The 25,385-nt window shown below is 70.7% G+C and carries 21 protein-coding genes; 6 read left to right on the top strand and 15 right to left on the bottom strand.

Going from position 1 to position 25,385, the window contains the following annotated elements; translation table 11 throughout:
- Nucleotides 1-3 precede the first annotated feature (3 nt).
- The 9 genes from MWM08_RS10515 to MWM08_RS10475 all read right to left on the bottom strand — a co-directional run bounded on the left by MWM08_RS10515 (nt 4) and on the right by MWM08_RS10475 (nt 13,210).
- Nucleotides 4-933 carry an ABC transporter permease gene (locus MWM08_RS10515; protein WP_244459392.1) on the bottom strand — a complete coding sequence of 310 codons (930 nt, stop codon included), beginning with the start codon at nt 931-933 and terminating at the stop codon, nt 4-6.
- Nucleotides 933-1,874: an ABC transporter permease gene (locus tag MWM08_RS10510; protein WP_244459391.1), complete on the bottom strand. Its 942-nt coding sequence runs from the start codon at nt 1,872-1,874 to the stop codon at nt 933-935. The genes MWM08_RS10515 and MWM08_RS10510 overlap by 1 nt, the downstream gene beginning before the upstream one ends.
- Before the next feature lie 24 nt (nt 1,875-1,898).
- The gene (locus tag MWM08_RS10505) at nt 1,899-3,491 is read right to left on the bottom strand and encodes an ABC transporter substrate-binding protein (protein ID WP_244459390.1); all 1,593 of its coding nucleotides are present in this window, start codon (nt 3,489-3,491) and stop codon (nt 1,899-1,901) included.
- Nucleotides 3,492-3,666: 175 nt separating this feature from the next.
- Nucleotides 3,667-5,253 (bottom strand): ABC transporter substrate-binding protein, encoded by a 1,587-nt coding sequence (locus tag MWM08_RS10500; RefSeq protein WP_244459389.1) that lies wholly within the window; start codon nt 5,251-5,253, stop codon nt 3,667-3,669.
- Nucleotides 5,254-5,267: 14 nt separating this feature from the next.
- Nucleotides 5,268-6,860, bottom strand: coding sequence for an ABC transporter substrate-binding protein (locus MWM08_RS10495; RefSeq protein WP_244459388.1), 1,593 nt, complete (start codon nt 6,858-6,860; stop codon nt 5,268-5,270).
- A 555-nt stretch (nt 6,861-7,415) separates the two neighbouring features.
- The gene (locus tag MWM08_RS10490; protein WP_244459387.1) at nt 7,416-9,008 is read right to left on the bottom strand and encodes an ABC transporter substrate-binding protein; all 1,593 of its coding nucleotides are present in this window, start codon (nt 9,006-9,008) and stop codon (nt 7,416-7,418) included.
- A 142-nt stretch (nt 9,009-9,150) separates the two neighbouring features.
- The gene (locus tag MWM08_RS10485) at nt 9,151-10,755 is read right to left on the bottom strand and encodes an ABC transporter substrate-binding protein (RefSeq protein ID WP_244459386.1); all 1,605 of its coding nucleotides are present in this window, start codon (nt 10,753-10,755) and stop codon (nt 9,151-9,153) included.
- A gap of 89 nt (nt 10,756-10,844) precedes the next feature.
- Nucleotides 10,845-12,356: an aldehyde dehydrogenase family protein gene (locus MWM08_RS10480; RefSeq protein ID WP_244459385.1), complete on the bottom strand. Its 1,512-nt coding sequence runs from the start codon at nt 12,354-12,356 to the stop codon at nt 10,845-10,847.
- A complete protein-coding gene (locus MWM08_RS10475) occupies nt 12,353-13,210 on the bottom strand; it encodes an NAD(P)-dependent oxidoreductase (protein WP_244459384.1) in 858 nt (285 codons plus the stop codon). Before MWM08_RS10475 ends, MWM08_RS10480 begins: the two co-directional genes overlap by 4 nt.
- A gap of 107 nt (nt 13,211-13,317) precedes the next feature.
- Here MWM08_RS10475 and MWM08_RS10470 point away from each other — a divergent pair, with 107 nt between their 5' ends.
- The gene (locus MWM08_RS10470) at nt 13,318-13,773 is read left to right on the top strand and encodes a GtrA family protein (RefSeq protein WP_244459383.1); all 456 of its coding nucleotides are present in this window, start codon (nt 13,318-13,320) and stop codon (nt 13,771-13,773) included.
- 98 nt (nt 13,774-13,871) lie between these two features.
- On the opposite strand, the gene MWM08_RS10465 is transcribed toward MWM08_RS10470, so the two are convergent.
- Nucleotides 13,872-15,068, bottom strand: a complete 1,197-nt coding sequence (locus tag MWM08_RS10465; protein WP_244459382.1) for a glycosyltransferase family 2 protein — start codon at nt 15,066-15,068, stop codon at nt 13,872-13,874.
- A 223-nt stretch (nt 15,069-15,291) separates the two neighbouring features.
- On the opposite strand from MWM08_RS10465, the gene MWM08_RS10460 reads away from it, so the two are divergent.
- The 3 genes from MWM08_RS10460 to MWM08_RS10450 are packed head-to-tail and all read left to right on the top strand — an operon-like array spanning nt 15,292 to nt 18,781.
- Nucleotides 15,292-17,049 (top strand): type I secretion system permease/ATPase, encoded by a 1,758-nt coding sequence (locus MWM08_RS10460; protein WP_244459381.1) that lies wholly within the window; start codon nt 15,292-15,294, stop codon nt 17,047-17,049.
- Nucleotides 17,046-18,458: an HlyD family type I secretion periplasmic adaptor subunit gene (locus MWM08_RS10455; protein WP_244459380.1), complete on the top strand. Its 1,413-nt coding sequence runs from the start codon at nt 17,046-17,048 to the stop codon at nt 18,456-18,458. The genes MWM08_RS10460 and MWM08_RS10455 overlap by 4 nt, the downstream gene beginning before the upstream one ends.
- A 17-nt stretch (nt 18,459-18,475) precedes the next feature.
- Nucleotides 18,476-18,781, top strand: coding sequence for a hypothetical protein (locus MWM08_RS10450; protein ID WP_244459379.1), 306 nt, complete (start codon nt 18,476-18,478; stop codon nt 18,779-18,781).
- A gap of 634 nt (nt 18,782-19,415) precedes the next feature.
- Here MWM08_RS10450 and MWM08_RS10445 read toward each other — a convergent pair.
- Nucleotides 19,416-19,688: a nickel-binding protein gene (locus tag MWM08_RS10445; protein ID WP_244459378.1), complete on the bottom strand. Its 273-nt coding sequence runs from the start codon at nt 19,686-19,688 to the stop codon at nt 19,416-19,418.
- A 153-nt stretch (nt 19,689-19,841) separates the two neighbouring features.
- On the opposite strand from MWM08_RS10445, the gene MWM08_RS10440 reads away from it, so the two are divergent.
- Nucleotides 19,842-20,720 carry a LysR family transcriptional regulator gene (locus MWM08_RS10440; RefSeq protein ID WP_244459377.1) on the top strand — a complete coding sequence of 293 codons (879 nt, stop codon included), beginning with the start codon at nt 19,842-19,844 and terminating at the stop codon, nt 20,718-20,720.
- 63 nt (nt 20,721-20,783) lie between these two features.
- On the opposite strand, the gene MWM08_RS10435 is transcribed toward MWM08_RS10440, so the two are convergent.
- The 3 genes from MWM08_RS10435 to galE all read right to left on the bottom strand — a co-directional run bounded on the left by MWM08_RS10435 (nt 20,784) and on the right by galE (nt 23,552).
- Entirely contained in the window at nt 20,784-21,749 is a 966-nt protein-coding gene (locus MWM08_RS10435) for a tripartite tricarboxylate transporter substrate-binding protein (protein WP_244459376.1), read from the bottom strand.
- A 67-nt stretch (nt 21,750-21,816) separates the two neighbouring features.
- Entirely contained in the window at nt 21,817-22,437 is a 621-nt protein-coding gene (locus MWM08_RS10430) for a hypothetical protein (RefSeq protein WP_244459375.1), read from the bottom strand.
- Between the two features lie 119 nt (nt 22,438-22,556).
- On the bottom strand, nt 22,557-23,552 hold the full coding sequence (galE, locus tag MWM08_RS10425) for a UDP-glucose 4-epimerase GalE (protein WP_244459374.1): 996 nt from the start codon (nt 23,550-23,552) through the stop codon (nt 22,557-22,559).
- 229 nt (nt 23,553-23,781) lie between these two features.
- On the opposite strand from galE, the gene mepA reads away from it, so the two are divergent.
- Nucleotides 23,782-24,624, top strand: coding sequence for a penicillin-insensitive murein endopeptidase (gene mepA / locus MWM08_RS10420; RefSeq protein WP_244459373.1), 843 nt, complete (start codon nt 23,782-23,784; stop codon nt 24,622-24,624).
- 170 nt (nt 24,625-24,794) lie between these two features.
- On the opposite strand, the gene MWM08_RS10415 is transcribed toward mepA, so the two are convergent.
- Nucleotides 24,795-25,382, bottom strand: a complete 588-nt coding sequence (locus tag MWM08_RS10415) for a peptidoglycan L,D-endopeptidase MepK (RefSeq protein ID WP_244459372.1) — start codon at nt 25,380-25,382, stop codon at nt 24,795-24,797.
- Nucleotides 25,383-25,385: the final 3 nt, after the last annotated feature.

Here is a 25,385-nt window from a genome sequence, read left to right as displayed (position 1 = left end):
GCATCAGATCCTTTTCGCCATGCGCGGGTCGAGCGTGTCGCGCAGGCCATCGCCGAGCATGTTCACCGCCAGCACCGTGATCGACAGGAAGATCGCGGGGAAGAACACGATGTAGGGCTTCACCTGCCACAGGGCCCGGCCCTCGGCCATGATGTTCCCCCAGGACGGGATGATCGGCGGGGTGCCGGCACCGATGAAGGACAGGATGGATTCCGTGATCATCGCGGCCGCGCAGATGAAGGTGGCCTGCACGGTCATGGGCGCGATGGTGTTGGGCAGGATGTGCCGCCAGATGATCACCGGCGTACGCGTGCCCGCCGCCACCGCGGCATCGACATAGGGCTGTTCGCGCAGGCTCAGCACCACGCCACGCACCAGGCGGGACACGCGCGGCACTTCCGCGATGGTGATGGCGAGGATGACGTTGCCGACCGACCCGCGCGTCAGCGCCATCAGCGCGATCGCCAGCAGGATCGGCGGGATCGACATCATGCCGTCCATCACGCGCATGATGATGCTGTCCGCCCAGCGCACGAAGCCCGACACCAGGCCGATGGTCAGCCCGATGACGGATGCGCAGATGGCGACCGAGAAGCCCACGATCAGCGACACCCGCGCGCCGTAGATCACGCGCGAATAGACGTCGCGCCCCAGCATGTCGGTGCCGAACCAGTATTGCGCCGAAGGTTCGCGCGTGCGTCGCGCGGGCGCCAGCGAGGTCGGGTCCGCATAGGTCAGCAGCGGCGCGAAGATCGCCATCAGCACCATCGCGAGCACGATGGTGCCGCCCACCGCGATGGTGGGGTTGCGGTACATGAAGCCCCAGAAGCCGCTGCGCGTCTTCACCGGTGGCATGATGTCGCCCATCGGCGCCGCGACGGCGACATTCGCCGCCGTGATGCCACCCGGGCTGAGGACGGATGCGGAGGCCATCAGTAGCGGATCCTCGGGTCGAACAGTGTGTAGAGAATATCGATGAACAGGTTCACCAGCACGTAGGTGAAGGAGAACAGCAGCACCACGCCCTGGATGACCGGGTAGTCGCGCCGCAGGATCGCATCGACCGTCAGGCGCCCCAGGCCGGGGATGGCAAAGACGCTCTCGGTCACCACCGCGCCGCCGATCAGCAGCGCGATGCCGATGCCGATGACGGTGACGATCGGCACCGCCGCGTTCTTCAGCGCATGCAGGAACAGGATGGAGCGCTGCCCCGCCCCCTTCGCCCGCGCGGTACGGATGTAGTCCTGCTGGAGCACTTCCAGCATCGATGCGCGCGTGATGCGCGCGATCAGCGCGATATAGACCGACCCCAGCGCGATGGCTGGCAGGATGAGGTTCTCGATCCAGGGGAAGAAGCCGTTGGCGAAGGGCGTGTAGCCCTGCACCGGCAGCCATTCCAGTTCGAGCGCGAAGATGTAGGCCAGCAGGTAGCCCACCACGAAGACCGGCACCGAGAAGCCAAGCACCGCGAAGGCCATGACGAACTTGTCGATGAAGGTGCCCACCCGCGCCGCAGCGATCACGCCCATAGGCACCGCGATGGATACCGCAAGGATGAGCGTCACCACCATCAGCGACAGGGTCGGTTCGAGCCGCTGCTTGATCATCAGCGACACCGGCAGGTTGGTGAAGATCGAAACCCCGAGGTCACCGCGCAGGATGTCGTAGACCCAGGCCCCGAACCGCACGAGATACGGGCGGTCGAGGCCGAGGCTTGCGCGGATGCGTTCGACATCCTCAGGGGTAGCCTGGTCACCCGCGATCACCGCCGCCGGGTCGCCCGGCGCGATATACAGAAGCGAGAAGACGAACAGCGCCACCACCGCCATCACGGGGATGGTGGCGAGCACGCGTCGGACGATATAGGCGAACATGATCGCGGGTTACCTGTCAGTGCATCAGGACTTGGACACGCCCCAGGCGAAGGGGATCGGCCCCTTCACGATGCCCGAGACATTGCGCCGCCAGGCCTGGTAGCTGAGGAAGAAGCCGGTCGGGCAATAGACCACGTTCTCGACCGCCGCGCGGTTGAGGCGCCCGATCGCGGCGCGTTCCTCCTGCAGATTGTTCGCCGCCAGCCAGTTCGGCACCTCGGCCTCGACAGCCGGGATGTTCGGCCAGCCGAACCACGCGCCGTCGCCATTGGCGCGCACCGCGTTGTAGACGACCGGGTTGATGGCGTCGGCGCCGGCGTGCCAGGTGTGGAACATGCTCCAGCCACCCTGGTTGGGCGGGTTCTTCATGGCGCGGCGCTGGCCGACGGTGCCCCAGTCGGTCGCGACGAAATCCACGTTCATGCCCAGGCGCTTCAGCAGGTCGGCGGTGACGTCGCCCTGCGCCTTGGTGATCGGCTGGTCCTGCGCGACCACGCAGATGACCGGTTCGTTGTTGTAGCCGGACTCGCGCAGCAGCTGTCGGCCGCGTTCGAGGTTGGCCATCTTCAGCATCTCGCCGCCTTCCTCGGTATAGAGCGGCGTGTCGGGCGTGAAGAAGCCGCCCAGAGTCTTGCGCAGCGCGGGATCGTTGCCGACCACCGCGCCCATGTAGTCGTCCTGGCTCAGCGCGGTCATCACCGCCTGGCGCACCTTCAGGTTGTTGAAGGGCGCATGCAGGTGGTTCATGCGGAACGAGCCGATGTTGCCGAGCGGGTCGGCGATGTCGACCGCGATATTGCGGTTACGCCGCAGCACCGGCACCAGGTCGGTGATCGGGTTCTCCCACCAGTCGATCTCGCCGTTCTGCAGCGCGGCGGAGGCGGTGGCCGGGTCGGGCATGATGACCCATTCCACGCGGTCCACCATCATGCGCTTGCCGCCGGCCAGCCACGACGCGGGTTCGTTGCGCGGCACGTACTGGTCGAACTTCTGGAACACCGCGCGCGCGCCCGGAACCCATTCGTTGCGCACGAAGCGCATCGGACCGGAGCCGACATACTCGTTGATCTGGGTGAAGCTGTCGAAGCGCGTGGCGATGCGCTCGGGCATGATGAAGCACATCGGCGTCGCGTTCTTGCCGAGCGCCATGGTCATCTTGGGGAAGGGAGCGGACAGCACCCAGCGGAAGGTACGGTCATCGACCGCGCTCAGCTCCACGTTGATGGCGCGCAGCAGCTGGCCCATCGGGTCGCGCGGCATCCAGCGGTTGATCGAGGCCACCACGTCGCGCGCACGCACGGGCTCGCCATCGTGGAAGCGCAGGCCCTCGCGCAGCTTGAAGGTCCAGGTCTTGCCGTCGGAGGAGGTCTCCTCGCCCTCGACCATCTGCCGCTGGGGCTGCAGGCGTTCGTCGAAGCCGTACAGCGTGTCCCACACCAGCACCGCGGCGTTGCGCACCACGTACTGCGTGCCCCAGATCGGATCGAAATTCGCGAGGTTGGCCTGGGGGACGAAGCGCAGCGTGCGCGCGTTGGCGCCCTGCGAGAGCGCGGGGGCGGACATGCCGCCCATCGCCGCCACGCCTGCACCCGCCTTGAGGAACGTTCTGCGGTCCATCACCGTCTCCCTGTCTCGAACGGGCGGGGATTGCCTGCCCGGTTCGCAGTCACATTGCATCAAACTTAAGCGTGCGGCCAGCACCCCCGCCAGCATGACTGCCGGTGGACCGTGCCCGCGCCAACGCGCCCGCAGCGACGCAGCACATGCCGTGCCACGCCGCGCGGGTGGTGCGTCAGCTCTTGCCCATGTTCCAGAAGACCGTCGCCGGGGCGCGGAAGGCACCGGTCACGTTGCGGCGCCAGGCCGAGGGCTGCCAGTAGTAGCCGAGCGGGACGTAGTACATGGCCTGCATCGCCTCGCGGTTCAGCGCCTCGGCGATGCGGCGGCTCTCCGCCGGGTCGCCGCCCTTCTCGACCCATTCGGCGCGCAGGCGCTCGACCTCGGGCACGTTGGGCCAGCCGAACCAGGCGTCGTTGCCGTTTGCGCGCAGGAACAGGTGGAACACCGGCAAGGCCAGCGACTGGCCCGACGACGTGGTGTGGATGATCGACCAGCCGCCGCGCTCGGTCGGCTCGCGGGAGGTGCGGCGCTGCACCAGCGTGCCCCAGTCGGCCGAGATGAGTTCGAGGTTCATCCCCAGCCGCCGCAGGATATCGGCCGTCATGAGCGACAGGGCGTTGATCTGCGGATAATCGCCGGGCGCGATCAGCACCACCTTCTCGTTGTTGTAGCCGGCCTCGCGCAGGGCGGCGCGCGCGCGATCGATGTTGCGCACCTTCAGCAGGTCGGACCCGTTCTCATTGGCCAGCGGCGTGTCGCAGGTGAACACGCCTTCGCAGGCGCCCCAGCCGGCCGGATCATCGCCGGCCACCGCGCGCAGGTAGTCGCGCTGGTCGACCGCCATCGCCACCGCGCGGCGGATGCCCGGGTTGTTGAAGGGCGGCTGCAACGTGTTGAAGCGCGCGATGCCGTAGGTGCCATCCATCAGCCGCTGCTCGACCACCACGTTGCGGTTGCGCCGGAGCATCGGCAGCAGGTCGTGCAGCGGGTATTCCCAGTAGTCCTGTTCGCCCTGCGCGATGGCGTTCGCGCTGGTCGCGGGGTCGGTGATGATGGTCCACTCGACCTTGTCGATGCGCGGCACGCGCCCACCGGCCAAGCCATCGACCGGTTCCTGCCGCGGCACGTAGCGTTCGTTCTTCGCCCACGAAGCGCGCTGCCCGGGGTTCCATTCATCCTGCAGGAAGCGGAAGGGACCGGAGCCAATGGTGTCGCGGATCTGCGTGAAGGCGTCGGTGCGTGCGATGCGCTCGGGCATCACGAAGCAGGGGAACTGTGTCTGGCCCAGCGCCATCAACAGCAGCGGCGTGGGCCGGTGCAGGCGGAAGCGGAAACGCGTGTCGTCCACCGCCTCGATCGCCGCGACATTCGCGCTGAGCACCTGCATGAAGGGGTCGCGCCGGCGCCAACGTTCGATGGACGCGACGCAGTCCTTGGCGAGAACCTTCTCGCCGTCGTGGAACATCAGCCCGTCACGCAGCGTGAAGGTCCAGGTCAGCTGGTCCTGGCTGATGTCCCAGCCCGCGGCCATCTGCGGCTTCACGTTGCCCGCGGCATCGGTCGCGCAGATCTGGTCGTAGATCAGGAAGGCGTTGTTGCGGGTGACCACCGCCGTGGTCCAGACCGGATCGAGGCTGGTGAGGTTCGCCTGCGGGATGACGCGCAGCGTGCGCGCCGCCGCACCCTGCGACAGGGCCGGTGCCGATATGCCGGCTGCCGCGACACCCGCCGCGCCGCCCAGGAAGGTCCTGCGTTCCATGTTCGCTCTCCCGTTCACGTGCGCCGAAGGTTCCAGAACAGCGCAAGCCCGGGCACGCGGCCCGTGAGGTTGCGCTTGATCGCCGTCATCGACAGGTAGGAGCCGACCGGGACATAGGGCAGTTCGTCCATCGCGACGGTCTGCATCTCGCGCGCCAGGCGCTGTTCGGTGGGCAGGTCCGGGGCTTCGAACCAGGCGTCGCGCAGTTCCTCGAGCTTCGGGATGTTCGGCCAGCCGAACCAGGCATTGGTGCCGTTGCCGCGCAGCGGGAAATGCGCCGCCGGGTCGACGAAATCCACCGACGAGAAGGAGGTGAACAGCATCGACCAGCCGCCGCGCTCCACCGGTTCGCGCGAGGTGCGCCGCTGCACCGTGGTGCCCCAGTCGGTCAGGACGATATCGGCGTTGAAGCCGAGGCGCCGCACCAGGTCGGCACCCACCTGCGTCATGGCGGAAGGGGCCAGGATGTCGGTCGGCCCGATCAGGCGCATCTGCTGGTTGGTGTAGCCGGCCTCGCGCATCAGCGCCTTCGCGCGGTCGACGCTGCGCGGGCCCGCCAGCGCGCCGAGCGCCGCATCGTTCGCGAGCGGCGTGCCGGGCGTGAACAGCCCGACGCCGGTGCGATAGGTCGCAGCATCGGTGCCGACGATCGCCTGCATGAAGTCTTCCTGGGCGATCGCGGGCAGGATCGCCTGGCGGAGCTTCTTGTCGTTGAAGGGCGCGTGCAGGTGGTTGAAGCGCAGGATGCCGGTCAACGGCAGCGGATCGATCGCCTCGATCGCGATGGTGCGGTTGCGGCGCAGCAGCTGCTGGATCTCGGGCGGCGGCTGTTCGTACCAGTCGATCTCGCCGGTCTGCAGCGCGGCGGCGGCGGTCGCGGCATCGACGATGATGTTCCATTCAACGCGGTCGAAATGCGCAACCTTGGGGCCGGCGGTCAGGCTCGGCGTGCCGACCGGGGATGGCACGTAGTCGGCAAAGCGCTCGTACACGACTAGGCTGCCGGAATTGTATTCGTCCGGCTTGAAGCGGAACGGACCGGAGCCGATCGCCTCGCGCACCTGCTGGAAGGGGTCGGTGCGCGCCAAACGCTCGGGCATGATGAAGGCGGGGCTGTTCGACACCTGGCCGAGCGCCTTGAACAGCAGTGGGAAGGGTCTCTTCAGCTTGAAGCGCAGGCGGCGATCGTCCACGACCTCGAGTGCATCAACCACGGTCTCGAGCTTCTGGCCGAAGGGGTTGCGCTTCATCCAGCGCGTGATGGAGGGCACCACGTCCTGCGCGCGCACCGGTTCGCCGTCGTGGAACTTCAGCCCCGGGCGCAGCGTGATGGTGACGGTGCGCCCGCCATCGTCGAGCACGTGCCCCTCGGCCATCTGCGGTTGCGGGGCGAAGTTGGCATCCAGCCCGTACAGGCTGTCGTAGATCATGTGCCCGTGGTTGCGGGTGATGTTCGCCGTGGTCCAGATCGGGTCGAGGCTCGTGAGGTTGGCCTGCGGCACCATCTTGAGCACGCGGTTTTGCGCGGGCTGTGCGGTCGCGGTACGCGGCAGTGCGCCGGCGGCCCCCGCGGCGGCGGAGGCCTTCAACAGGTCACGACGGTTCATGTCAGTCTCCCGAGCCTTGTCCGTGGCATCAGACCAGCCAGCGCCGCGATGGGCAAGCCGCATCGGGGCGCGCCAGCACACCGCGCGCAAGCCAAGCCCGCGCATGCGGGCGCCCGGCGCCTGAGGTCGCAAGGCACGGATCGAGCGGATGCACGATCCGGGAGCGCACAGCGCGACCGCGCCCAACCCGCCCGCAGCCCCCGGCGCACCAGCACACCGCGCGCAAGCCAAGCCCGCGCATGCGGGCGCCCGGCGCCTGAGGTCGCAAGGCACGGATCGTGCGGATGCACGATCCGGGAGCGCACAGCGCGACCGCGCTCAACCCGCCCGCAGCCCCCGGCGCACCAGCACACGGCGCGCAAGCCAAGCCCGCACATGCGGGCGCCCGGCGCCTGAGGTCGCAAGGCACGGATCATGCGGATGCACGATCCGGGAGCGCACAGCGCGACCGCGCTCAACCCGCCCGCAGCCCCCGGCGCACCAGCACACGGCGCGCAAGCCAAGCCCGCGCATGCGGGCGCCCGGCGCCTGAGGGCAAAAAAAGTCAGCGGGGCTTCAGCCCCGCTGAATGTTCCAGAACACCGGCAGCCCCTTCAGCATGCCCGACAGGCCGCGGCGATAGGCGGTAGCCTGGAAATACTGGCCGAGCGGCAGGTACGGCGCCTCGCGCAGCGCCTCGGTCTGGATCTCGCGTGCCAGGCGCTGCTCGGCCTCCAGGTCCGGCGCGTCGAACCATTGGGCGCGCAGTTCCTCGAGCCGCGGCATGGTCGGCCAGCCGAACCAGGCGCGGTCCCCGGTGCCGCGCAGCGCCTGGTTCACGCCAGGGTTCAGCATGTCGAGCCCGGTCCAGAAGGTGAAGAACATCGACCAGCCGCCGCGCTCCGGCGCGTCGCGCCGCGCGCGCCGCTGGATCAGCGCGGACCACTCGCCCGAGACGACCTCGACATCCATGCCGACGCGCCTGAGCGTCTCGGCGCCGACAGTCGCGATGGCTGCGAGTGTCGGGAAATCGGTGGCGGCGAGCAACACCACCTTCTCCCCTGCATAGCCGGCTTCCGACAATTCCCGCTTCACGCGGTCGGGGTCGCGCGCGGTGGTCAGTGGCTCGAGCCCTGCATCATTCGCGAGCGGCGTGCCCGGCGGGAAAATCCCGACATCGTCGCGCCACAGCGACCGGTCGGCGCCGACCACCGCCGCCATGAAGGCATCCTGGTCGATCGCCCCCAGCAGGATGCGCCGGATGGCAGGCTTGTCGAAAGGCGGATGCAGCGCATTGAACCGCGCCATGCCGATGAAGCCGACCGGGTCGGGCACTTCCAGCACGACGCCGCGGTTGCGCCGCAGCGTGGCCTGCATCTCGCCCTGCGGGTTCTCCCACCAGTCGACCTCGCCGGCCTGCAGGGCCGCGGCGGCGGTCGCCGCATCGGGCTTGATATGCCATTCGACGCGGTCGAAATGCACGCGCTTGGGTCCCGCCGTCCAGGTCGGGATGCCCTCGGCGCGCGGCACGTAGTCGGCAAAGCGGTCATAGACCACGCGCGTGCCGGGGATGCGCTCGATGAAGCGGAAGGGGCCGGAGCCGATGATCTCGCTGACCGGGCGCGCCGGGTCGGTGGCGGCGAGCCGTTCGGGCATGATGAAGCAGACCGGCGCGGAGGGCTTGGCCAGTGCGGCGAACAGTTGCGGAAAGGGCCGTGACAGCCGCAGCAGGATGGTGCGGTCATCCGGCGCGGCCAGTTCCTCGATGCGCGTCAGCAGCACTTGCCCGAGCGCGTCGCGTGCTGCCCAGCGGCGGATCGAGGCGACGCAATCCGCCCCGCGAACCGGCGTGCCGTCGTGGAACTTCAGCCCCTCGCGCAGGCGGATGGTGATGTGCCGGCCATCCTGCGCGACCTCGTGGCCCTCGGCCATCTGGGGTTCCGCGGCGTAGTCCTGGTTGAAGCCGTACAGCGTGTCCCACACCGCATAGCCGTGGTAGCGCGCGACATTCGCGGTGGTGACGATGGGGTCCAGGACCGCGAGGTCGGATTGCGGGACGAATTTCAGCACGCGCGCCGCGCCGGCGGTGCCCTGGCCCAGCGCGGGGCGCGCCAGCGCCAGGGATGCGGCGGCAAGCAGGGTGCGGCGGTGCAGGATGGGGCGGCGCATGGCGCGCAGTCTCCAACAGATCGCCCGCACATGTGCAAGGGGCCAGGCCCGGTGCAAGGGCCCTGCCCCTGCGCAACGGGCCTGCGGTTATCGTCATGTTGGACGGGCTGCGCCGCGCGGCGCAGCCCGGTGGCACGCCGGCTCAGGCGCGGCGGATGTTCCAGAACAGCGGCGGCTGCCCCTTCAGCATGCCGGTCAGATTCCGCCGGTAGGCCGTCGGCTGGTAGTACATGCCGGTCGGCACATAGGGCACCTCGTCGAAGGCGATGCGCTGCATCTCGGTCGTGGCGGCCAGTGCGGCGGCATCGTTTGGCGCGTCGAACCAGGCGTTGCGCTGCGCTTCCATGGCCGGGATGGTCGGCCAGCCCGGCCAGGCATTGTCGCCATGCCCGCGGATCGACGCGTGGCTGGCGGGGTTCCAGTGGTCGACGCCGGACCAGAAGGTGAAGAAGCCGGACCAGCCGCCCTGGTCGATCGGGTTCTTGCTCGCGCGGCGCGCCACCAGCGTGCCCCAGTCGGTGCTGACCAGGTCCACGTTGAAGCCCATGCGGCGGAACAGGTCGGCGCCGACCAGCGTGGCCGCGTTGATCGACGCGAGGTCGGTCGCGTTCAGCAGCACCAGGCGCGCACCCATCGCACCCGCGGCCTGCAGTTCCGCGCGCGCGGCGTCGATCGACTTCTTCAGCCGGTCGAGCCCGACGGTCGAGGCCGAGGGCGATTCCGGCGCGAAGTAGCCGATCCCCTCGCGCTTGAGCGTCGGGTAGCCTTGCACCGTCGCATCGCCGATCACGGCGGTCATGAAGTCGATCTGGTTGATCGCGGTCAGCACCGTGCGGCGCACCGCGGGGTTGTTGAACGGCGCGGTCAGGTGGTTGGGGCGGAAGATGCCGATCAGCCCGGTCGCGTTGATGACATCGACCGCGACGTTGCGGTTGCGCGCCACCAGCGGGAACAGGTCCGCCGTGGGCTGTTCCCACCAGTCGATCTCGCCCGACTGCAGCGCGGCCGCCGCGGTCGAGGCGTCGGGGATGATCTTCCATTCCACGCGGTCGAAATGCGCGACCTTCGGACCGGCGGTCATCGACGCGGTGCCCGACGACAGCGGCACGTAGTCCGCGTTGCGCACGTAGGCCAGCGAAGACCCGGGCACCCATTCGTTCTGCACGAAGCGGTAAGGCCCACTGCCCACGGCTTCCGTGATGTTGGTGAAGGCGTCCACGTTCGCCAGGCGCTCGGGCATGATGAACAGGCAGGATGTCGTGACCTTCGAGAAAGCCTCGAGCATCTTGGGGAAGGCGCGGTTCAGGCGGATCGCGAAGACGCGGTCGCTTTCCTCGGTCATGTCGGCCACGCGCGACATCAGTTCCTGGCCGAAGGCATCGCGCCGGCCCCAGCGGCGGATCGAGGCGATGCAGTCGCGCCCGCGCACCGGGGTGTTGTCGTGGAACTTCAGCCCATCACGCAGGGTGAAGCGCCACAGCAGGCCGTCATTCTCGACCACATGGCCCTGCACCATCTGCGGCTGCGGGCGGAACTGCTCGTCCATGCCATAGAGCTGGTCATAGACCAGGAAGGCGTGGTCGCGCGCCACGAAGGCGGTGTTGGTGAAGGGGTCGATGTTCGGGATGTTGGCGTGCGGCACGTAGCGCAGCGTGCGGGCAGCGGCCGGCTGGGCGATGGCGAAGCGCGGCAGGGCGGCGGCGGTGGCGCCGGCCGCGGCACCGGCGAGCAGGTCGCGACGGAACATGCGGGGAAGTCTCCGTTGGGTGAAGCCGGGCGGACCTTAGCGGCCAGCGCGCGCGCGATCCAGCGGCGCCGGATGCAACCGCTGCAAGGTCAGTATCCGGCCGGGCGATGGCCAAAGCCGGAGGCGGGTGCCTCGGCCGTGTCGATCCAGACCGCCTTGGTCTGGGTGAGTTCCGCCAGCACCTCCGCCCCCGAGGACCGCCCGTAGCCCGAGGCCCCGAAGCCGCCGAAGGGCACCGAGACATGGATCGTCCGGTAGCCGTTCACCCAGAAGGTGCCGGCGCGCACGGCGGCGGCGACGCGGTGCGCCCGCCCCACGTCGCGCGTCCAGACCGCGCCGGCCAGGCCGAAGCGCGTGTCGTTGGCGATGGCGATGGCCTCCGCCTCGTCCTCGAAGGGAATAGCGGCGACGACGGGGCCGAAGATTTCCTCCTGCGCCGGGCGGGCGGCATTGGTCAGCCCGGCGATCAGCGTGGGCGGCACCCAGAAGCCGCCGGCGGGCAGTGTCGCGGGGACCGGCGGCGCGATCACCTGCGCGCCATCCGCCCCGCCGACCATGGCGCGTACATGCGCGAATTGCCGGGCATTCGCCACGGGGCCCATCTCGGTCGCTGCGTCCAGCGGGTCGCCGAGGCGGATGCGGGATGCGGCCTCGGCCAGTGCGGCGACGAAGCGGTCATGCAACGACCGCTGCACCAGCAGCCGCGACCCCGCCACGCAGGACTGCCCGGACCCGGCGAAGATCGCCTGCTGCGCGCCCTGCACGGCGGCGCCGAAGTCGGCGTCGTCGAACACGATGTTGGCCGACTTGCCGCCCAGTTCCAGCACGCATGGAATGGTGCGCGCCGCGCAGGCCGCCGCCACCGCGGCCCCCGCCGGCGGACCACCCACGAAGGTGACGCGCGCGACCTCGGGCGCGGCCAGCAGCGCCCCACCGGTCCCCTGCCCAGGCCCGCAGACCACCTGCACCAGGCCCGACGGCAGCCCCGCCTCAAGGCACAAGCGCCCCAGGACCAATGACGTGAGCGGCGTGAACTCGGACGGCTTCAGCACCACCGCATTGCCCGCCGCAAGGGCCGGAAACACGTTCCACCCCGCGGTGAACAGCGGCGCGTTCCAGGGCGTGACCGCCAGCACCACGCCATAGGGTTCGCGCCGGATGATCACGGTATGGCCGGACGGCACGGGCACGGTGCGGCCCTCGATCTTGTCGCACCAGCCGGCCCAGTATTCGGCCATGTCTGCCACGCGCGCGGCCTCGGCGCGGGCGTCGCGGATCGGCTTGCCGGATTGCGCGGATTCGAGCGCGGCCAGCGCTTCCGCCTCGCGCCGCACCAGGGCGCCGATCGCCCACATGCGCCGCCCGCGCTCGGCGGCGGGCAGCGCCATCCAGGCACGCTGCGCCCGCGCCGCGCCGGCGCAGGCGGCGGCAACGGTGGCGGCATCGGCCGCGGCGTAGCGCAGCAGGTCCGCGCCCGTCGCCGGGTCGGTCAGCGCGACCAGCGCGCCTCCGCCGGGGACGACCGCGCCATCGACCAGCGAGCCGACCCGCCCGCCGAGCAGCGCGGCGATGCCGCGGTCCAGCGCGGCCTGCGCGGTCATGGCGTGGCTCCGTCCAGAATGGCCGCCGCCAGGCGGTTGAAGTCGGCATCGTCGGGCACGGCGGCAGCCAGGCCGTCCCAGGCCGCGGCGGCGCGCGCCGTGGCATCGAGCGGCGCGCCCACCGCCTCGGCCAACCCCAGCGCCAGCCGCACATCCTTGCGCATCAGCCCGGCCGTGAAGCCGGAATCGAAGGTGCCGGAGGCGATCCAGCGCGGCCAGTTCACCTCGGTCGCGGCGGAACGCCCGGTCGCGCCATTGATGACGGGCAGCAGGGCCTCGGGCGGCACCCCGGCGCGCACGCCCAGGCGCAGGGCCTCGCCGGCCACTACCAGGTTGGTCGCGACCATCAGGTTGTTCACCAGCTTCGCCACCTGGCCCGCGCCCGAGCCGCCGATATGCACGATGCGGGTGGCCAGCCGGTCCAGCACCGGCCGTGCCGCCGCAAGCGCCGCCGCGTCGCCGCCCACCATCATGGCGAGCGTGCCGGCCGCCGCCCCCGCCGCCCCACCGGAGACCGGCGCATCGAGGTACGCGCAGCCCCTCGCGGCCGCCTGCTCCGCGAAGCCGCGCACGGCGACCGGCGACAGCGTCGAGGTATCCGCCACCACCGCGCCGGGCGGGAGCACCGATAGCAGAGGGGCAAGTACCGCCGCCGTCGCTGCCTCGCTGGGCAGCGAGAGCACGATCACCTCCCCCACCGCGCCCGCCAGGGTGTCGGGCACCTCGGCGCCCAGCGCGGCGGCGGCGGCGCGCTTGCCCGCATCGAGGTCATGGGCGCGCGGCGGCGTTCCCGGGCCGACCAGGCGCCCCAGCATGGCCATGCCCATGTTGCCCAGGCCGATCACCGCAACCATCGCCGTCCCTCGTGCAGGGTTCGCTCGGCAGGGTGGCGGGGCGTGCCGGGCCGGGCAAGGCGCGGGGGTGCCTTCGCAACGCCACACCGGCGGGCTACAGCGCGAACATGGCCCTGACCGAGACGCTCGACCGGCTGCTGATCCGCCTGCTGGGGCCGCGCCTGGCCGGGCTGGCGTGGGAATTCCTGCGCTTCGGCACGGTGGGAACGGTCGGCTTCGTGGTGGATACCGCGGTGCTGTACGGGGCGCTTGCGATGGGCGCGGGGCTCTATGGCGGGCGCGCCATTTCCTATGTGACGGCGGCGACCACGACCTGGGCGCTGAATCGCGCCTGGACCTTCCGCCACCGTGGCGGCGGGCAGCAGGTGCACCGGCAATGGGCGCTGTTCCTGGTGGTGAACCTGGGTGGGTTCGTCCTGAACTACGGCACCTACGCGACGCTCGTCACCTTCGTGCCGCTGGTGGCGACGCACCCCGTTCTGGGGGTCGCGGCAGGGTCGATCGCCGGCATGTTCAGCAACTTCATCCTGTCGCGCCAGCTGGTGTTCCGGGCGCGGGCCTAGACGACCTGCCGACCGGACGGACTGGCCCGATCGGCAGAAGCGGCTCGCGATACCCCGCAACGGCGAGGGCACCTGCGCCCGGGCGAATGGATGCGACGTTAGCGCGCGCGCATCATCCCGAGCAGCGCCACGAAGAAGGCTCCGAAGGCTAGTTGCAGGCCGAGCAGCATGGACGTGACCGAAGCGATGGACAGCCGCATCGCCGCGGTGCCGTGGATGTCGCCGAACCGCTCCCCGCCCCAGATTACGACCGTCGTCGCCCCCAGGCCGAAACCCAGCACCACCAGCAGCCCTGCCACGATGAGCGCCGGTTCCAGCCCGAAGCGCGCCAGTGCCGCGGTCAGGCGCCTGGCCTCGGGCACCACGCCCTGGTTCGCGCCGTAGATCCTGGCAAAGACCCAGAACTGCACCGCCTGGAAGCCCATGACCGTCGCCCCCGCCGCATAGAGCAGCGTATGGACATCGAAGGTCAGGCCGCCGATCCGCGCGGGGCCGGGCAGCAGCACCGCCATCGCCAGCAACCCCGCCGCGAACAGCGCCGCGCCGGGCACCAGGAACAGCCAGCGCGGGCAGAACACCAGCAGGAAGCGCAGGTGGCGCCAGCCATCCCGCCAGGACCGCAGGTGCGGCGGGCGCGACCTTCCGTCGGGCGAGAGCGTGGTCGGCACTTCCGTGATGCGCAGGCCGTTGACGGTCGCCTTGACCACCATCTCGGAGGCGAATTCCATGCCCGGCGCGCGCAGGTCCAGCGCCAGCATCGCGGCCCGGTCGAAGCCGCGCAGGCCGCAGTGGAAATCCTTCACGGGGCTGCGGAAAAAGATGCGCCCGATGGTCGAGAGCACCGGATTGCCCAGATAGCGATGCAGCGGCGGCATCGCACCGGGCTTGATGCCGCCGCGGAAGCGGTTGCCCATGACCAGCTGGTAGCCCTCCCGCAGCCGCTCCACGAAGGGGTCGAGCGCGGTGAAATCATAGGAATCGTCGCTGTCGCCCATGATGACGTAGCGGCCGCGGGCGGCGGCGATGCCCGCGATCAGGGCTGCGCCGTAGCCGCGTTCGGCCACCGGGACGACCCGCGCGCCCAGGCTTCGGGCGATCTCCTGGCTGCCGTCGGTGCTGCCGTTGTCGGCCACCAGGACCTCGCCAACGATACCGCTGCGGGCCAGGTAGCCCATGGCCTTGCGCACGCAGGTGCCGAGCGTCTCCGCCTCGTTCAGGCAGGGCATGAGGATGGTGAGTTCGAGCACGGCGGGATCCCCCGCCACCCCGGTACGGAGCGGTTCGACGCTGTCCATCTGGCCTTCCGGCGCTCCCTTGCGCGGGCCCTGGGGCGCCGCGATCTCACTAAGGTGATGTTGATGCAGTCTGTGATATGGTGTCGAAAGTCACCGCGGCATCCGGTTTCCCCTCCAATCCAGGCGGGATGAAGGCGGGGCCGGCGGCGCGGCCACGGCCGGGCGGCCAGAGGCGGCGAGTTTGCAGGCGGAACCGGGATGAGGCGGGCAACGGCGGAACGGCATGGCTACTGACCCACGCGTCTTGCTGGGCGAGACCCCGGCGGCATCCACGCCGCTGGCGCGCGCCATGGCATCCTGCCGCGCCCAGTTCATCGCAGTTGGCGTGTTCAGCGGCGTGGTCAACGTGCTGCAGCTGACCGTGTCGCTGTACATGATGCAGGTGTTCGACCGCGTGCTGTCCACTCGGAACCTGAACACGCTGCTCTACCTCACCCTCATTGCCATGGTGGCGCTGGCGCTGATGGCGCTGCTGGAAGGTGCGCGGTCGCGCATCATGCAGCGCATCGGCGCCTGGATGGAGGAGAAGGTCGCCCCCGAGGGCTTCGCCCGCGCGGTGGAAAGCCAGCTGCGCGGCCGCGCCTACCGGATGGAGGCGCTCCGCGACCTGGGCGTGGTGCGCGGCTTCATGGGGTCGCCGGGCGCGCTGGCGCTGTACGACGTGCCCTGGGTGCCGGCCTACCTGTTCGTGATCTTCCTGCTGCACCCTTTGCTTGGCTGGGTCTCGCTGGTGGGTGCGGCGCTGCTGCTGGGCCTGACCATCTTCAATGAACTGGCGACCTCGAAGCTGCTGCGGGAGGCGAATACCGCCGCCATGGGCAGCCAGCGCCGCGCCGAATCCATCGTGCGCAACGCCGAGGTGATCGACAGCATGGGCATGCTGCCGGCCGTCATGGCGCGCTGGCAGAAGGGCGTCGCCGAGATGTCGGGCCCGATGAACCAGGCGATGGACCGCGCGGCGCCGCTGCTCGCCATCACCAAGTTCTTCCGCCTGGCGGTGCAGGTCGCGATCCTGGGGATCGGCGCCTACCTGGTGCTGGAACAGCAACTGACCGCCGGTGCGTCGATCGCGGCATCCATCATCATGGGGCGCGCGCTGGCACCCGTGGAGCAGATGATCGGCGGCTGGAAGCAACTGGTACAGGCGCGGCAATCCTGGAAGCGCCTGCAGGCCTTCCTGGTGTTGCCGCGGCTGCGCCCGCCGGGCATCGCCCTGCCCGAACCCACCGGGCGCCTGACGGTCGAGCGGGTGACCTACGGCTTCCCTGGCACCAACGTGGCCGTGGTGAAGGGGGTCGCCTTCGCGCTCGAGGCCGGTGAAAGCCTCGCCATCATCGGCCCGTCCGCGGCGGGCAAGACCACGCTGATCCGGCTGCTGACCGGCACGCTGGCACCAGCCTCGGGCACGGTGCGGCTCGATGGCGGGGACGTGCACACCTGGCAGCGCGAGGATTTCGGCCGCCATGTCGGCTACCTGCCGCAGGATGTGGAGCTGTTCGACGGCACCGTGCTGGACAACATCTCCCGCATGGCGGTGGCGCCGGCCGACGCGGTGTTCGACGCCGCCCGCATGGCGGGCTGCCACGACATGATCCTGCGTCTGCCCAAGGGCTACGAGACCGAGATCGGCGAAGGCGGGCAGCATCTGTCGGGCGGCCAGCGCCAGCAGATCGGCCTGGCACGCGCCATGTTCGGCAACCCGAAGTTGCTGGTGCTGGACGAACCCAACTCCAACCTGGACGGGGATGCGGAATCGGCGCTGCTGCGCGCGCTGGCGGACCTCAAGCGGCAGGGCACCACGGTGGTGCTGGTCTCGCACCGCCCGGTGCTGGTGCAGGGGGTCGAGAAGGTGCTGTTGATGCGCGACGGTGCCGTCGAGATGTTCGGCCCGCGCGCCGAGGTGCTGAAGAAGATCATGAAGCCCGCCACGCCGATCGCCCCCCCGCCGGGGCGCATCGAAGGCCGGGAGGCGCAGGCATGAGCGAACCCGTGCCCACCCCGCCCCCCGCCGCGCCGCCGGTGGTGCAGGCCGCGCGCACGCCGGAGGTGATGCCCCGCCGCCTGCCACCCGTGACCCTGACCCTGCCCGAGATGCCCGCCGCCGCGCCGCGCCCGCGCACCCGCGGCACGGTGCTGTTCGGCTTCGCCGCGATCGGCATGTTCTTCGGCGCCTTTGCCGCCTGGTCCTCGCTCGCGCCCCTGTCCGAAGCCGCCATCGCGCCCGGCATGATCAAGGTCGAGGGTACGCGCCGCACCATCCAGCACCTGGAAGGCGGCATCGTGCGCGAGATCCTGGTCCGCGACGGCGAACGCGTGCGCGCCGGCCAGGTGCTGGTGCGCCTCGATGACGTTCGCTCAGGATCGGATGTCGAGACGCTGCGCAGCCAGCGCTGGTCCTTCATGGCGCAGGATGCGCGCCTGACGGCGGAACTGGCTGGTGCCGACACCATCACCTTCCCGCCCGAACTGGTCGACGCCGACGAACCCCGCGCGCAGGACGCCATGACCGGCCAGCGCGCGGTCTTCGAGGCCCGACGCGCCAGCCTGATGGCGCAGGTGTCGGTCCAGGAGGCGCGGATCGGCCAGCAGGAGGCGATGACCGCCGGCGCCACCGGCCAGCTGCGCGCCCAGCGCCAGCAGCTGGAGCTCATCCGGCGGGAGGAGGAACTGACCCGTACGCTGGTCCAGCAGGGGCTGCAGCGCTTGCCCACGCTGCTGGCGCTGCAGCGGTCCGCCGCCGCGCTGGAAGGCCAGGGGGAGGATCTGCAGGGGCAGCTCGACCGCGCCTCCCAGGCGATCCAGGAGGCACGCAGTACCATCGCCGGCATCATCGGCCAGCGCCGCCAGGAGGTCGCGGCCGAGCAGCGCGAGGCGCGCACGCGCCTTGCCGACGTCGAGGAACGCCTGCGCGCCGCGCGCGACGTGGCCGTGCGCCGCGACATCCTGGCCCCCGAGGACGGCACCATCCTGAACCTGCGCTTGTTCAACATCGGCGCGGTGGTGCGCCCGGGCGAAGCGGTGATGGACCTGGTGCCCGCGCAGGACCGCCTGATCGCCGAGGTGAACATCCAGCCCAACGACATCGACGTGGTGCATGTCGGGCTGCAGGCGGAGGTGCGGCTGCCCGCCTTCAAGCAGCGCCTGGTGCCCTACCTGCACGGGCATGTCACCTTCGTGGCGCAGGACGTCACGATGGATGAACGCACGCGCATGACCTACTACCGCGCGCATGTGCTGATCGATCAGGACCAGCTGTCGCGGCTGGATGGCGTGAACCTGGTGCCGGGTATGCCGGTCGAGGCGATGATCATCATCGGCGAACGCAGCTTCCTGCGCTACATAACCCAGCCGGTGCGCGACAGCTTCACGCGTGCCTTCCGCGAACAATAGAACAGGGAAATACTCACATGGCCGACAACCGCCCGACCGTCTTCGCCGACGGCGTGATCGAGGCGCAGGTAGCGCATGGCGTCGCGCGCATCACGCTGGCCGTGACCGGCAATGACGGCAAGGCTTCGCCCTGCGCCACGCTGTGCGTGCCGGTCACGCAGCTGCCCAGCCTGGTGAACGGCATGGGGAACCTGCTCAAGCAGATCGAGGAGCGGGTGCGTGCGCAGCTCCAGCAGCAGCAGCCCGCCGCGCCTGCCGCGCCCGCCGAAGGCAACGCCGCGCCGGCCGATGGCCAGACCGGGGCCTTCCGCTTCCAGAACTGAGGGCGACCCCGCGCGGCACCATCACCTGGAGCGGGCGTGCCGCGCGGTAGCGTCGGAGACTAAAGCCCGCGCGGGTTGCGGGGGCCAATGTCGCGGTCGTCCACAATTCGCCGTCCCAGTACGTGCGGAAAGTGTCGCCCTCGCGCCGGATCTCGAAGCAGCGCTCCTCGCCCCCGCGCAGTTGGGGCGATTGCGTGCAGATCATGTTCTCGGACGTCCGAACCTGACCGGCGTAGTGCGTTTCCCGACCCAAGTAGTTGGCAACGCCCCGATACTCCGTTCCCAGTGAGAGATAGGTCCAGAAGTTCGCACCATCGCGCGTTCGGCCGACGCTCGTATTGCCGCGCCACGCAGCGAGGTAGGCATCGCCGCTCATCGGCTCACCCGGGGGCGGCCCGGACGCGCACCCTGCCAGCACTAGGCAACCGGCGACCGCGATCGCCAAGGCCGGGCCCGTCTTGTCCCGAAGCCGAGACCCGGTCGCGCGTTGCCGCCCGACGCGCCCCGCCGCGAGGCTGGCCGGCGACCGCCCCTGAGCGATGCCGGCATCATCCTGCGCCGCCGTGACGGCACGCAGCAGCACTTCGTGCTGGAACATGGGCGTCCTCCGTCGCGATCGTCTCGGGAAACGGCGTCAGCCGGGCGGGGCCGGCAGGTCCATTGCCTCGGACACCGCCGAATAGGGAATGCCGGCGGCGTCGTTGACACGGCGCACGGCCTCCGCGCTGTCAGCCTCGAACAGGCAGACGCAGCGCGCGTCGGCGGGCAGGAAGACGGAACGCACGTAGCGCACCGGCTCGCCGCACGCGGTGGATTCCCCCGCGGCGACGATCGCTGCCGCCTGAGCGCCAGACAGCGCCTCCATCGTTACGCCGGGCAACGACCTCTCGACTGCATAGACTGTCATGGGACGATCTCCTTCGACGCTATCGACCCAAGCTTCGCCGGTGGCGGGGACGAGGCGACAGCAGGTTTCGTCTATGCGCCCATAGGCGGCGCCTTCACGCCGGCCCGTGTTGATTCGTTGACGCGGGGCCGGCGCGCTCCGCAGGCTGCCGCGATGGAGATGCACCAGGTCCGCTACTTCATCGCCGCGGCGCGCACGCTGTCCTTCACGCGCGCAGCCGAGCAATCCCACGTCTCCCAGCCGGCCCTGACCGCCGCGCTGAAGAAGCTGGAGGCGGAACTCGGCGGGCCGCTGTTCCACCGAGAGCATAACCGCCTGACCCTGACGGAGCTCGGCCGGCGCATGGAACCGCTGCTCGCCGAGGTGCTCGATCGCGCCGATGCGGCGCGCAGCGCAGCGGAAAGCCTCAGGCTGCTCAAGCAGGCGCCTGTGCGCGTCGGAGTCATGCCGACCCTCGGGCCGGTGCGCCTCGCGCGCTTCCTGTCGGGCTTCGAACAGGCGCATCCGGGGATCGAGGTGGCGATCCGCGAAGGGCGCCCGGCCGACCTCGGCGCCTGGCTCGACGCCGACATGCTCGACGCCGCCATCCTCAACCCTCTCGATCTTCCCGCGGAGACCTGCCGGATCGAGCCGCTCTACACGGAACGCTACGTCGTGCTGCTGCCGCCCGAGCACCCGTTGCGCGACCGCGACGCGCTGGCGCTGACGGATCTGACGCGGCAACCCTATGTGGACCGGCTGGCCTGCGAGATGCGCGAACGGGTGGTGGCGACATGCGGGGCGAAGGGGGTGGAGCTCTACGCGCGCTACCGTTCGGAGCGCGAGGACTGGGTTCAGGCGATGGTCGCGGCCAATCTCGGCTTTGCCTTCATGCCGGAGCATTCGATCACCCACCCCGGAACCATTCAGCGCGCGCTGTCGGACCCGCATGTCGAACGCACCGTTGCGCTCGCGACCATGCGCGGGCGCCCACAGCCGCCGGCGGTTGCGGCCTTCGTGCGGGCTGCGCGGGCGCATCGCTGGCTGGCCTGACCGGGCGGGCGAGGCCTGGCGCCGACGGCAGGCCCGCCCGGTCGGTCGCTGCGGGTGGCGGTGCTACTCCGCCGTCGCGCCGGAACTGCGCACCACCTCCGCCCAGCGCGCCGCCTCGGCGCGCGCATAGGCAGCGGCGGCATCGCCATGCAGGCCGGGATCGGTCAGTGACAGGGCCGCGAGCCGCGCCACCAGGTCGGGCGCGGCCATCGCGCGGGGTACCTCGGCCAGCAGGCGCTGCACGCCCTCGGTCGGCGTGCGCGCGGGCGCGAAAAGCCCGAACCAGGTGCTGGCCTCGAAGCCCGGGAAGCCCTGTTCGGCAACCGTCGGCACATCCGGCAGCGTCGGGTCCCGCCGCGCGCCGGCCACCGCGATACCGCGCACACGCCCCTCGCGGATCAACGGCAGCGCCGGCGGCAGGGAGGTGCTGCCGATCGGCGCCTGGTTGCCGACCACCGCGGTCGCTGCCTGCGCCGGACCGAAGGCGACCGGCGTGGCCTGCACGCCGGCCAGCGTGCGGAACAGCAGTTCGGCGCCCAGGTGCGGCGTGGTGCCGGTGCCCGAATGGGCGTACGCCGCGCCCGGGTTGGCGCGCATCCACGTCAGCAATTCGGCCAGGGTCGTCGCTGGCACCGACGGATGGACGAAGAACGCATTGGGCGCCGTCGCCACCACCGCAACCGCGGAAAAATCGTCCAGCGTGTAGCCGGCGTTGCGGTACAGCGTCGGGTTCACGCTGATGGCGGTGGAATGCATCAGCAGCGTGTGGCCATCGGTCGCCGCCTTCACCGCCTGGGCACCGAGGTTGCCGCCCGCGCCGCCGCGATTCTCGACCACCACTGCCTGGCCGATGCCCTCGGCCAGCTTCTGCGCCAGCGCGCGCGCCACCACGTCGGTCGAACTCCCGGGCGGGAAGGCGACGACGATGCGCACCGCGCGTTCGGGCCAAGCTGCACGGGCGATGCGCGGGGCCATCGGCGTGGCGATCGCGGCGGCAATCACGGCGCGGCGGCCGGCGGCGATGGTCATGGCGGAACCTCCCTGCCCCCGCGCGCGGGCGGGGTTGGCCGCAGTATGGCCGCCGCGGCGCGCCCTGTCAGCGCGTCGGGCGGCGTTCGCCGAGCGAATCCAGCAGGCGGCGCAGTTCGTCGCGCGGCGGCCCGGGCCGGTCGATCAGCGTGTCCGGCTCCTCCTCGCGCGCCAGGCGTGCGATCCGCGCCAGGGCACGCATGCGCTGCTGGCGGCTGCGCTTGAAGGTCGTTGGCGCCCAGGTGAGGAAGACGCGCCGCAACTCGCCTTCGCCGAACAGCGCGTTCAGTTCGTCGGCCGTGACATAGACCAGGAACAGCACCAGCACCCAGATCTGCACCGCCGCGAAGCGGTCCCAGGAGAAGCGCGCATGGGCCGCGTCGAAGGCGGCGACCACGCTGCCATCGGCGATCAGCCCTTCGACCAGCGCCTCGACCAGGCGCAGCGCCAGCACCACCAGCCAGTAGACGAAGGTCTTGAACAGGATCGGGTAGAGCAGCGGCGCATTGTCGAAGCGGCGCAGCAGCGGCATGGCATTGGCCAGCAGCACGCCCTTGCCGACCAGCAGCGCGCCGGTGGTGGCGAGGGTGAAGGTGAACAACTGCCGCCCGTAGCTGCCGGTCATCAGGTGGCTGGTCAGCACGATCAGGTTGAAGCCGAGCGCGAAGAAAAGGGTGGGCGGGAGCATCTCCCGCATCTCGTGCCCGATCACCGCCAGGATCCGCCGGCCCGCCATCGCTCACCCTTTCGTGCAGATGCGCCGGGTCGCTCTACACGCGCGCCACGGCGGGCGCGAGGGGGCTCTGTTCAGCCCCGGTCGGCGTAGCCCTTCGGGTGCGCCTCGCGCCAGGTCCAGGCGGTGCGCACGATATCGTCCAGCGCGCCGTAGCGCGGGGCCCAGCCGGTCTCGGCGCGCAGCCGGTCCGAGGCCGCGACCAGCACCGGCGGGTCGCCAGCGCGACGCGGGCCGATGGAATGCGGAACGGGGCGGCCGCCGACTCGCTCGACCGCCGCGATCACGTCCTTCACCGAGGCCCCCGTACCGCTGCCCACGTTGTATCGGCAGGACCCATGCGTCTCGAGCCGCGCAAGTGCGGCCAGATGGGCCTCGGCCAGGTCGGTGACGTGCACGTAGTCGCGGAGGCAGGTGCCGTCGGGCGTGGCGTAGTCCTCCCCGAACACCGTCAGCGCCGGGCGGCGGCCGAGGGCCGCGTCGATCGCCAGCGGGACCAGGTGCGTCTCGGGGTCGTGGTCCTCGCCCGCACGGCCCTGGGGGTCGGAGCCGGCAGCGTTGAAGTAGCGCAGCGCGGCGTAGCGCAGGCCATGGATGCGCGCGGCCCATTCCAGGCCCTCCTCGACCATGCGCTTGCTGTCGCCATAGGGGTTGGACGGGGCGATCCGGCACGCCTCGTCGATCGGCACGCGGTCCGGGTCGCCGAACAGCGCGGCGGTGGAGGACAGCACGAAGCGCAGGCAGCCGGCGCGCACCGCGGCGTTCGCGAGGTTCAGCGAATGCGCGACATTCTCGGCGATGTAGTGCAGCGGGTCGCGCATCGACGCACCGACGATCGACAGCGCCGCGAAGTGCAGCACGGCGTCGAAGCGCCAGGTGGCGAAGACCTCGGCCACGCGGGCGGCGTCGGCGAGGTCGGCCTCGACCAGCGTGGCGGCGGCGGGCACCGCGGCGCGGTGGCCCTGGGTGAGGTTGTCGAACACCACGACCTCGTGCCCGCGGTCGAGAAGGGCCAGCACCGCATGGCTGCCGACGAAGCCGGCACCGCCGGTGACGAGGTAACGGGACACGCGGCGAACTCCGTGAAGTCTGTCCTGGCGACGTACCGCGCCGGGTCTAGAGCAGATCCCGACCGGAGGGAATCATCTGACCGGGCGAAGATGCCCGCAAGCACGTGGCCGGAGGCGTTGCCGCGCGCCACGTCGCGCCGCATCGGCTCCGGCGCACCGGCACCGCCGCCGGAAGCCGAACGGCGGAGCGGGCGTGCCGTCCGATCGGAAAACGCGCTAGCAATGCGGCATGGGCAAGGCATGGCTGTGCTGGATCGTGGTCGTGGTGCTGGGGCTGCCGGGTGTGGCGCCTGCGCAGGACATCTCGCGTGCCGAGGTCTGGGGCGCGGTGTTGATGCCGGCGCCGGGACCGCCGCGCGTGATCGGCGGGACGTCGCTCGGCTGCATCGCCGGTGCGGTGCAACTGCCGGCGGACGGGCCTGGCTGGCAGGCGGTACGGGTCGGCCGCAACCGGCACTGGGGGCATCCGGCGACCATCGCCTGGGTGCAGGGCTTCGCCGCGGCGGCCCGCGCGCAGGGCTTCCCCGACCTGTGGATCGGCGACCTGTCGCAGCCGCGCGGCGGGCCCATGACCTTCGGCCATGCCAGCCACCAGACTGGCATCGACGTGGATGTATGGCTCGATCTCGGCCCCAAGCCGCGCGTGCCGCCGGCACAGCGGGAGGAGATCCGCATCACCTCCCTGGTGCTGCCCGACGAATCGGGCGTCGACACCCGCGTATTCACCGACCGGCACGTGGCGCTGATCCGCCTTGCCGCCGAACGGCCGGGGCTGGACCGGCTGCTGGTGAACCACGCGATCAAGCGCGAATTGTGCCGGCGGCATCGGGGCGAGGCGTGGCTGCGCCGGGTGCGGCCGTGGCGGGGGCATGATTCGCACATGCACATCCGCCTGCCCTGCCCGGCCGGCCAGGCGGAATGCCGCGACATCGGCCCGCCGCCGGCCGGCGATGGCTGCGATGCGAGCCTCGATTGGTGGCTGACGCCCGATGCGCGGCGGCCGGCACCGCGCCCACCGGGGCCGCCACCACGGATGCCGCAGGCCTGCGCGGGGGTGCTGGCGGCGCGGTAGAGCCCTGCCCGGCCAGCCGCAACCGGCCTGGTCGGATGTCCGGCCCAAGATGCCACTGGCTTTCCGGCACCACAGCCGTTCAGACCGACTCCGCGTGACCGGATGGTGCTGCTGCGCCTGGTCCGCCAGGACGGTCGTGCCTTGGCGAAGAACCCGCCGCTCGACAGCCGCTACCAGCGCCGGGCCGGCCCGCAATCCAGGTGGACGAAGCCGTCGCGACGATACAGGCCGACGCCGCCGATCTGCAGGTCCGCCGCCGCCCGCGCGATGCCGAGCGACTGCGTGCCCGGCAGACGCACATCCGCCGCCATGCCGGACATATGCAGCGACACGCGCGAGACACGGCGTGACTGGCGCGCGCGCGCGGCGTTCGTTTCGGGCGCGCGGTAGCCGCTGATAACCTCGTAGAACTCATCCGAGCGGACGTGCCGGGCGATGGTGAACAGCACGTCGAACAGGCGCGGGTCCATGGGCGTCGTTTCGTCCATGGAGGGGTCGCGGAACAGCACGTCCAGCCGGCGCAGCGCGTCGCGGTCGTAGCGGCCGTCGCGCCAATAGATGCCCTCGAAGGATTCGCCGGTCTGCACGCGGCGGATGCGGATGGTGCGTGCGCCGGAGGCCACCGCCTGCGCCTGCGCAGCCGCCGGCAGCGCGGCCAGCGCGGCCAGGCCGCCAAGCCCGGCGCGGATCACCTCCCGCCGCTTCGCGACCACGGGATCACAGCACGGGCATTGCAGCCCGTGGAACATGCGCGCCATGGA

This window comes from Roseomonas fluvialis (genome assembly GCF_022846615.1).
GTDB classification, from domain to species: Bacteria; Pseudomonadota; Alphaproteobacteria; order Acetobacterales; family Acetobacteraceae; genus Neoroseomonas; species Neoroseomonas fluvialis.
The sequence above is the reverse complement of the archived record's forward strand: the minus strand, read 5'-3'. Positions and strand labels throughout refer to the sequence as shown.

Bases quoted from the DNA above. Each gene is read 5' to 3' on its own strand.
- MWM08_RS10515 (WP_244459392.1), bottom strand. From the start codon at position 933: ATGGCCTCCGCATCCGTCCTCAGCCCGGGTGGCATCACGGCGGCGAAT.
- MWM08_RS10510 (WP_244459391.1), bottom strand. From the start codon at position 1,874: ATGTTCGCCTATATCGTCCGACGCGTGCTCGCCACCATCCCCGTGATG.
- MWM08_RS10505 (WP_244459390.1), bottom strand. From the start codon at position 3,491: ATGGACCGCAGAACGTTCCTCAAGGCGGGTGCAGGCGTGGCGGCGATG.
- MWM08_RS10500 (WP_244459389.1), bottom strand. From the start codon at position 5,253: ATGGAACGCAGGACCTTCCTGGGCGGCGCGGCGGGTGTCGCGGCAGCC.
- MWM08_RS10495 (WP_244459388.1), bottom strand. From the start codon at position 6,860: ATGAACCGTCGTGACCTGTTGAAGGCCTCCGCCGCCGCGGGGGCCGCC.
- MWM08_RS10490 (WP_244459387.1), bottom strand. From the start codon at position 9,008: ATGCGCCGCCCCATCCTGCACCGCCGCACCCTGCTTGCCGCCGCATCC.
- MWM08_RS10485 (WP_244459386.1), bottom strand. From the start codon at position 10,755: ATGTTCCGTCGCGACCTGCTCGCCGGTGCCGCGGCCGGCGCCACCGCC.
- MWM08_RS10480 (WP_244459385.1), bottom strand. From the start codon at position 12,356: ATGACCGCGCAGGCCGCGCTGGACCGCGGCATCGCCGCGCTGCTCGGC.
- MWM08_RS10475 (WP_244459384.1), bottom strand. From the start codon at position 13,210: ATGGTTGCGGTGATCGGCCTGGGCAACATGGGCATGGCCATGCTGGGG.
- MWM08_RS10470 (WP_244459383.1), top strand. From the start codon at position 13,318: ATGGCCCTGACCGAGACGCTCGACCGGCTGCTGATCCGCCTGCTGGGG.
- MWM08_RS10465 (WP_244459382.1), bottom strand. From the start codon at position 15,068: ATGGACAGCGTCGAACCGCTCCGTACCGGGGTGGCGGGGGATCCCGCC.
- MWM08_RS10460 (WP_244459381.1), top strand. From the start codon at position 15,292: ATGGCTACTGACCCACGCGTCTTGCTGGGCGAGACCCCGGCGGCATCC.
- MWM08_RS10455 (WP_244459380.1), top strand. From the start codon at position 17,046: ATGAGCGAACCCGTGCCCACCCCGCCCCCCGCCGCGCCGCCGGTGGTG.
- MWM08_RS10450 (WP_244459379.1), top strand. From the start codon at position 18,476: ATGGCCGACAACCGCCCGACCGTCTTCGCCGACGGCGTGATCGAGGCG.
- MWM08_RS10445 (WP_244459378.1), bottom strand. From the start codon at position 19,688: ATGACAGTCTATGCAGTCGAGAGGTCGTTGCCCGGCGTAACGATGGAG.
- MWM08_RS10440 (WP_244459377.1), top strand. From the start codon at position 19,842: ATGGAGATGCACCAGGTCCGCTACTTCATCGCCGCGGCGCGCACGCTG.
- MWM08_RS10435 (WP_244459376.1), bottom strand. From the start codon at position 21,749: ATGACCATCGCCGCCGGCCGCCGCGCCGTGATTGCCGCCGCGATCGCC.
- MWM08_RS10430 (WP_244459375.1), bottom strand. From the start codon at position 22,437: ATGCTCCCGCCCACCCTTTTCTTCGCGCTCGGCTTCAACCTGATCGTG.
- mepA (WP_244459373.1), top strand. From the start codon at position 23,782: ATGGGCAAGGCATGGCTGTGCTGGATCGTGGTCGTGGTGCTGGGGCTG.
- MWM08_RS10415 (WP_244459372.1), bottom strand. From the start codon at position 25,382: ATGGCGCGCATGTTCCACGGGCTGCAATGCCCGTGCTGTGATCCCGTG.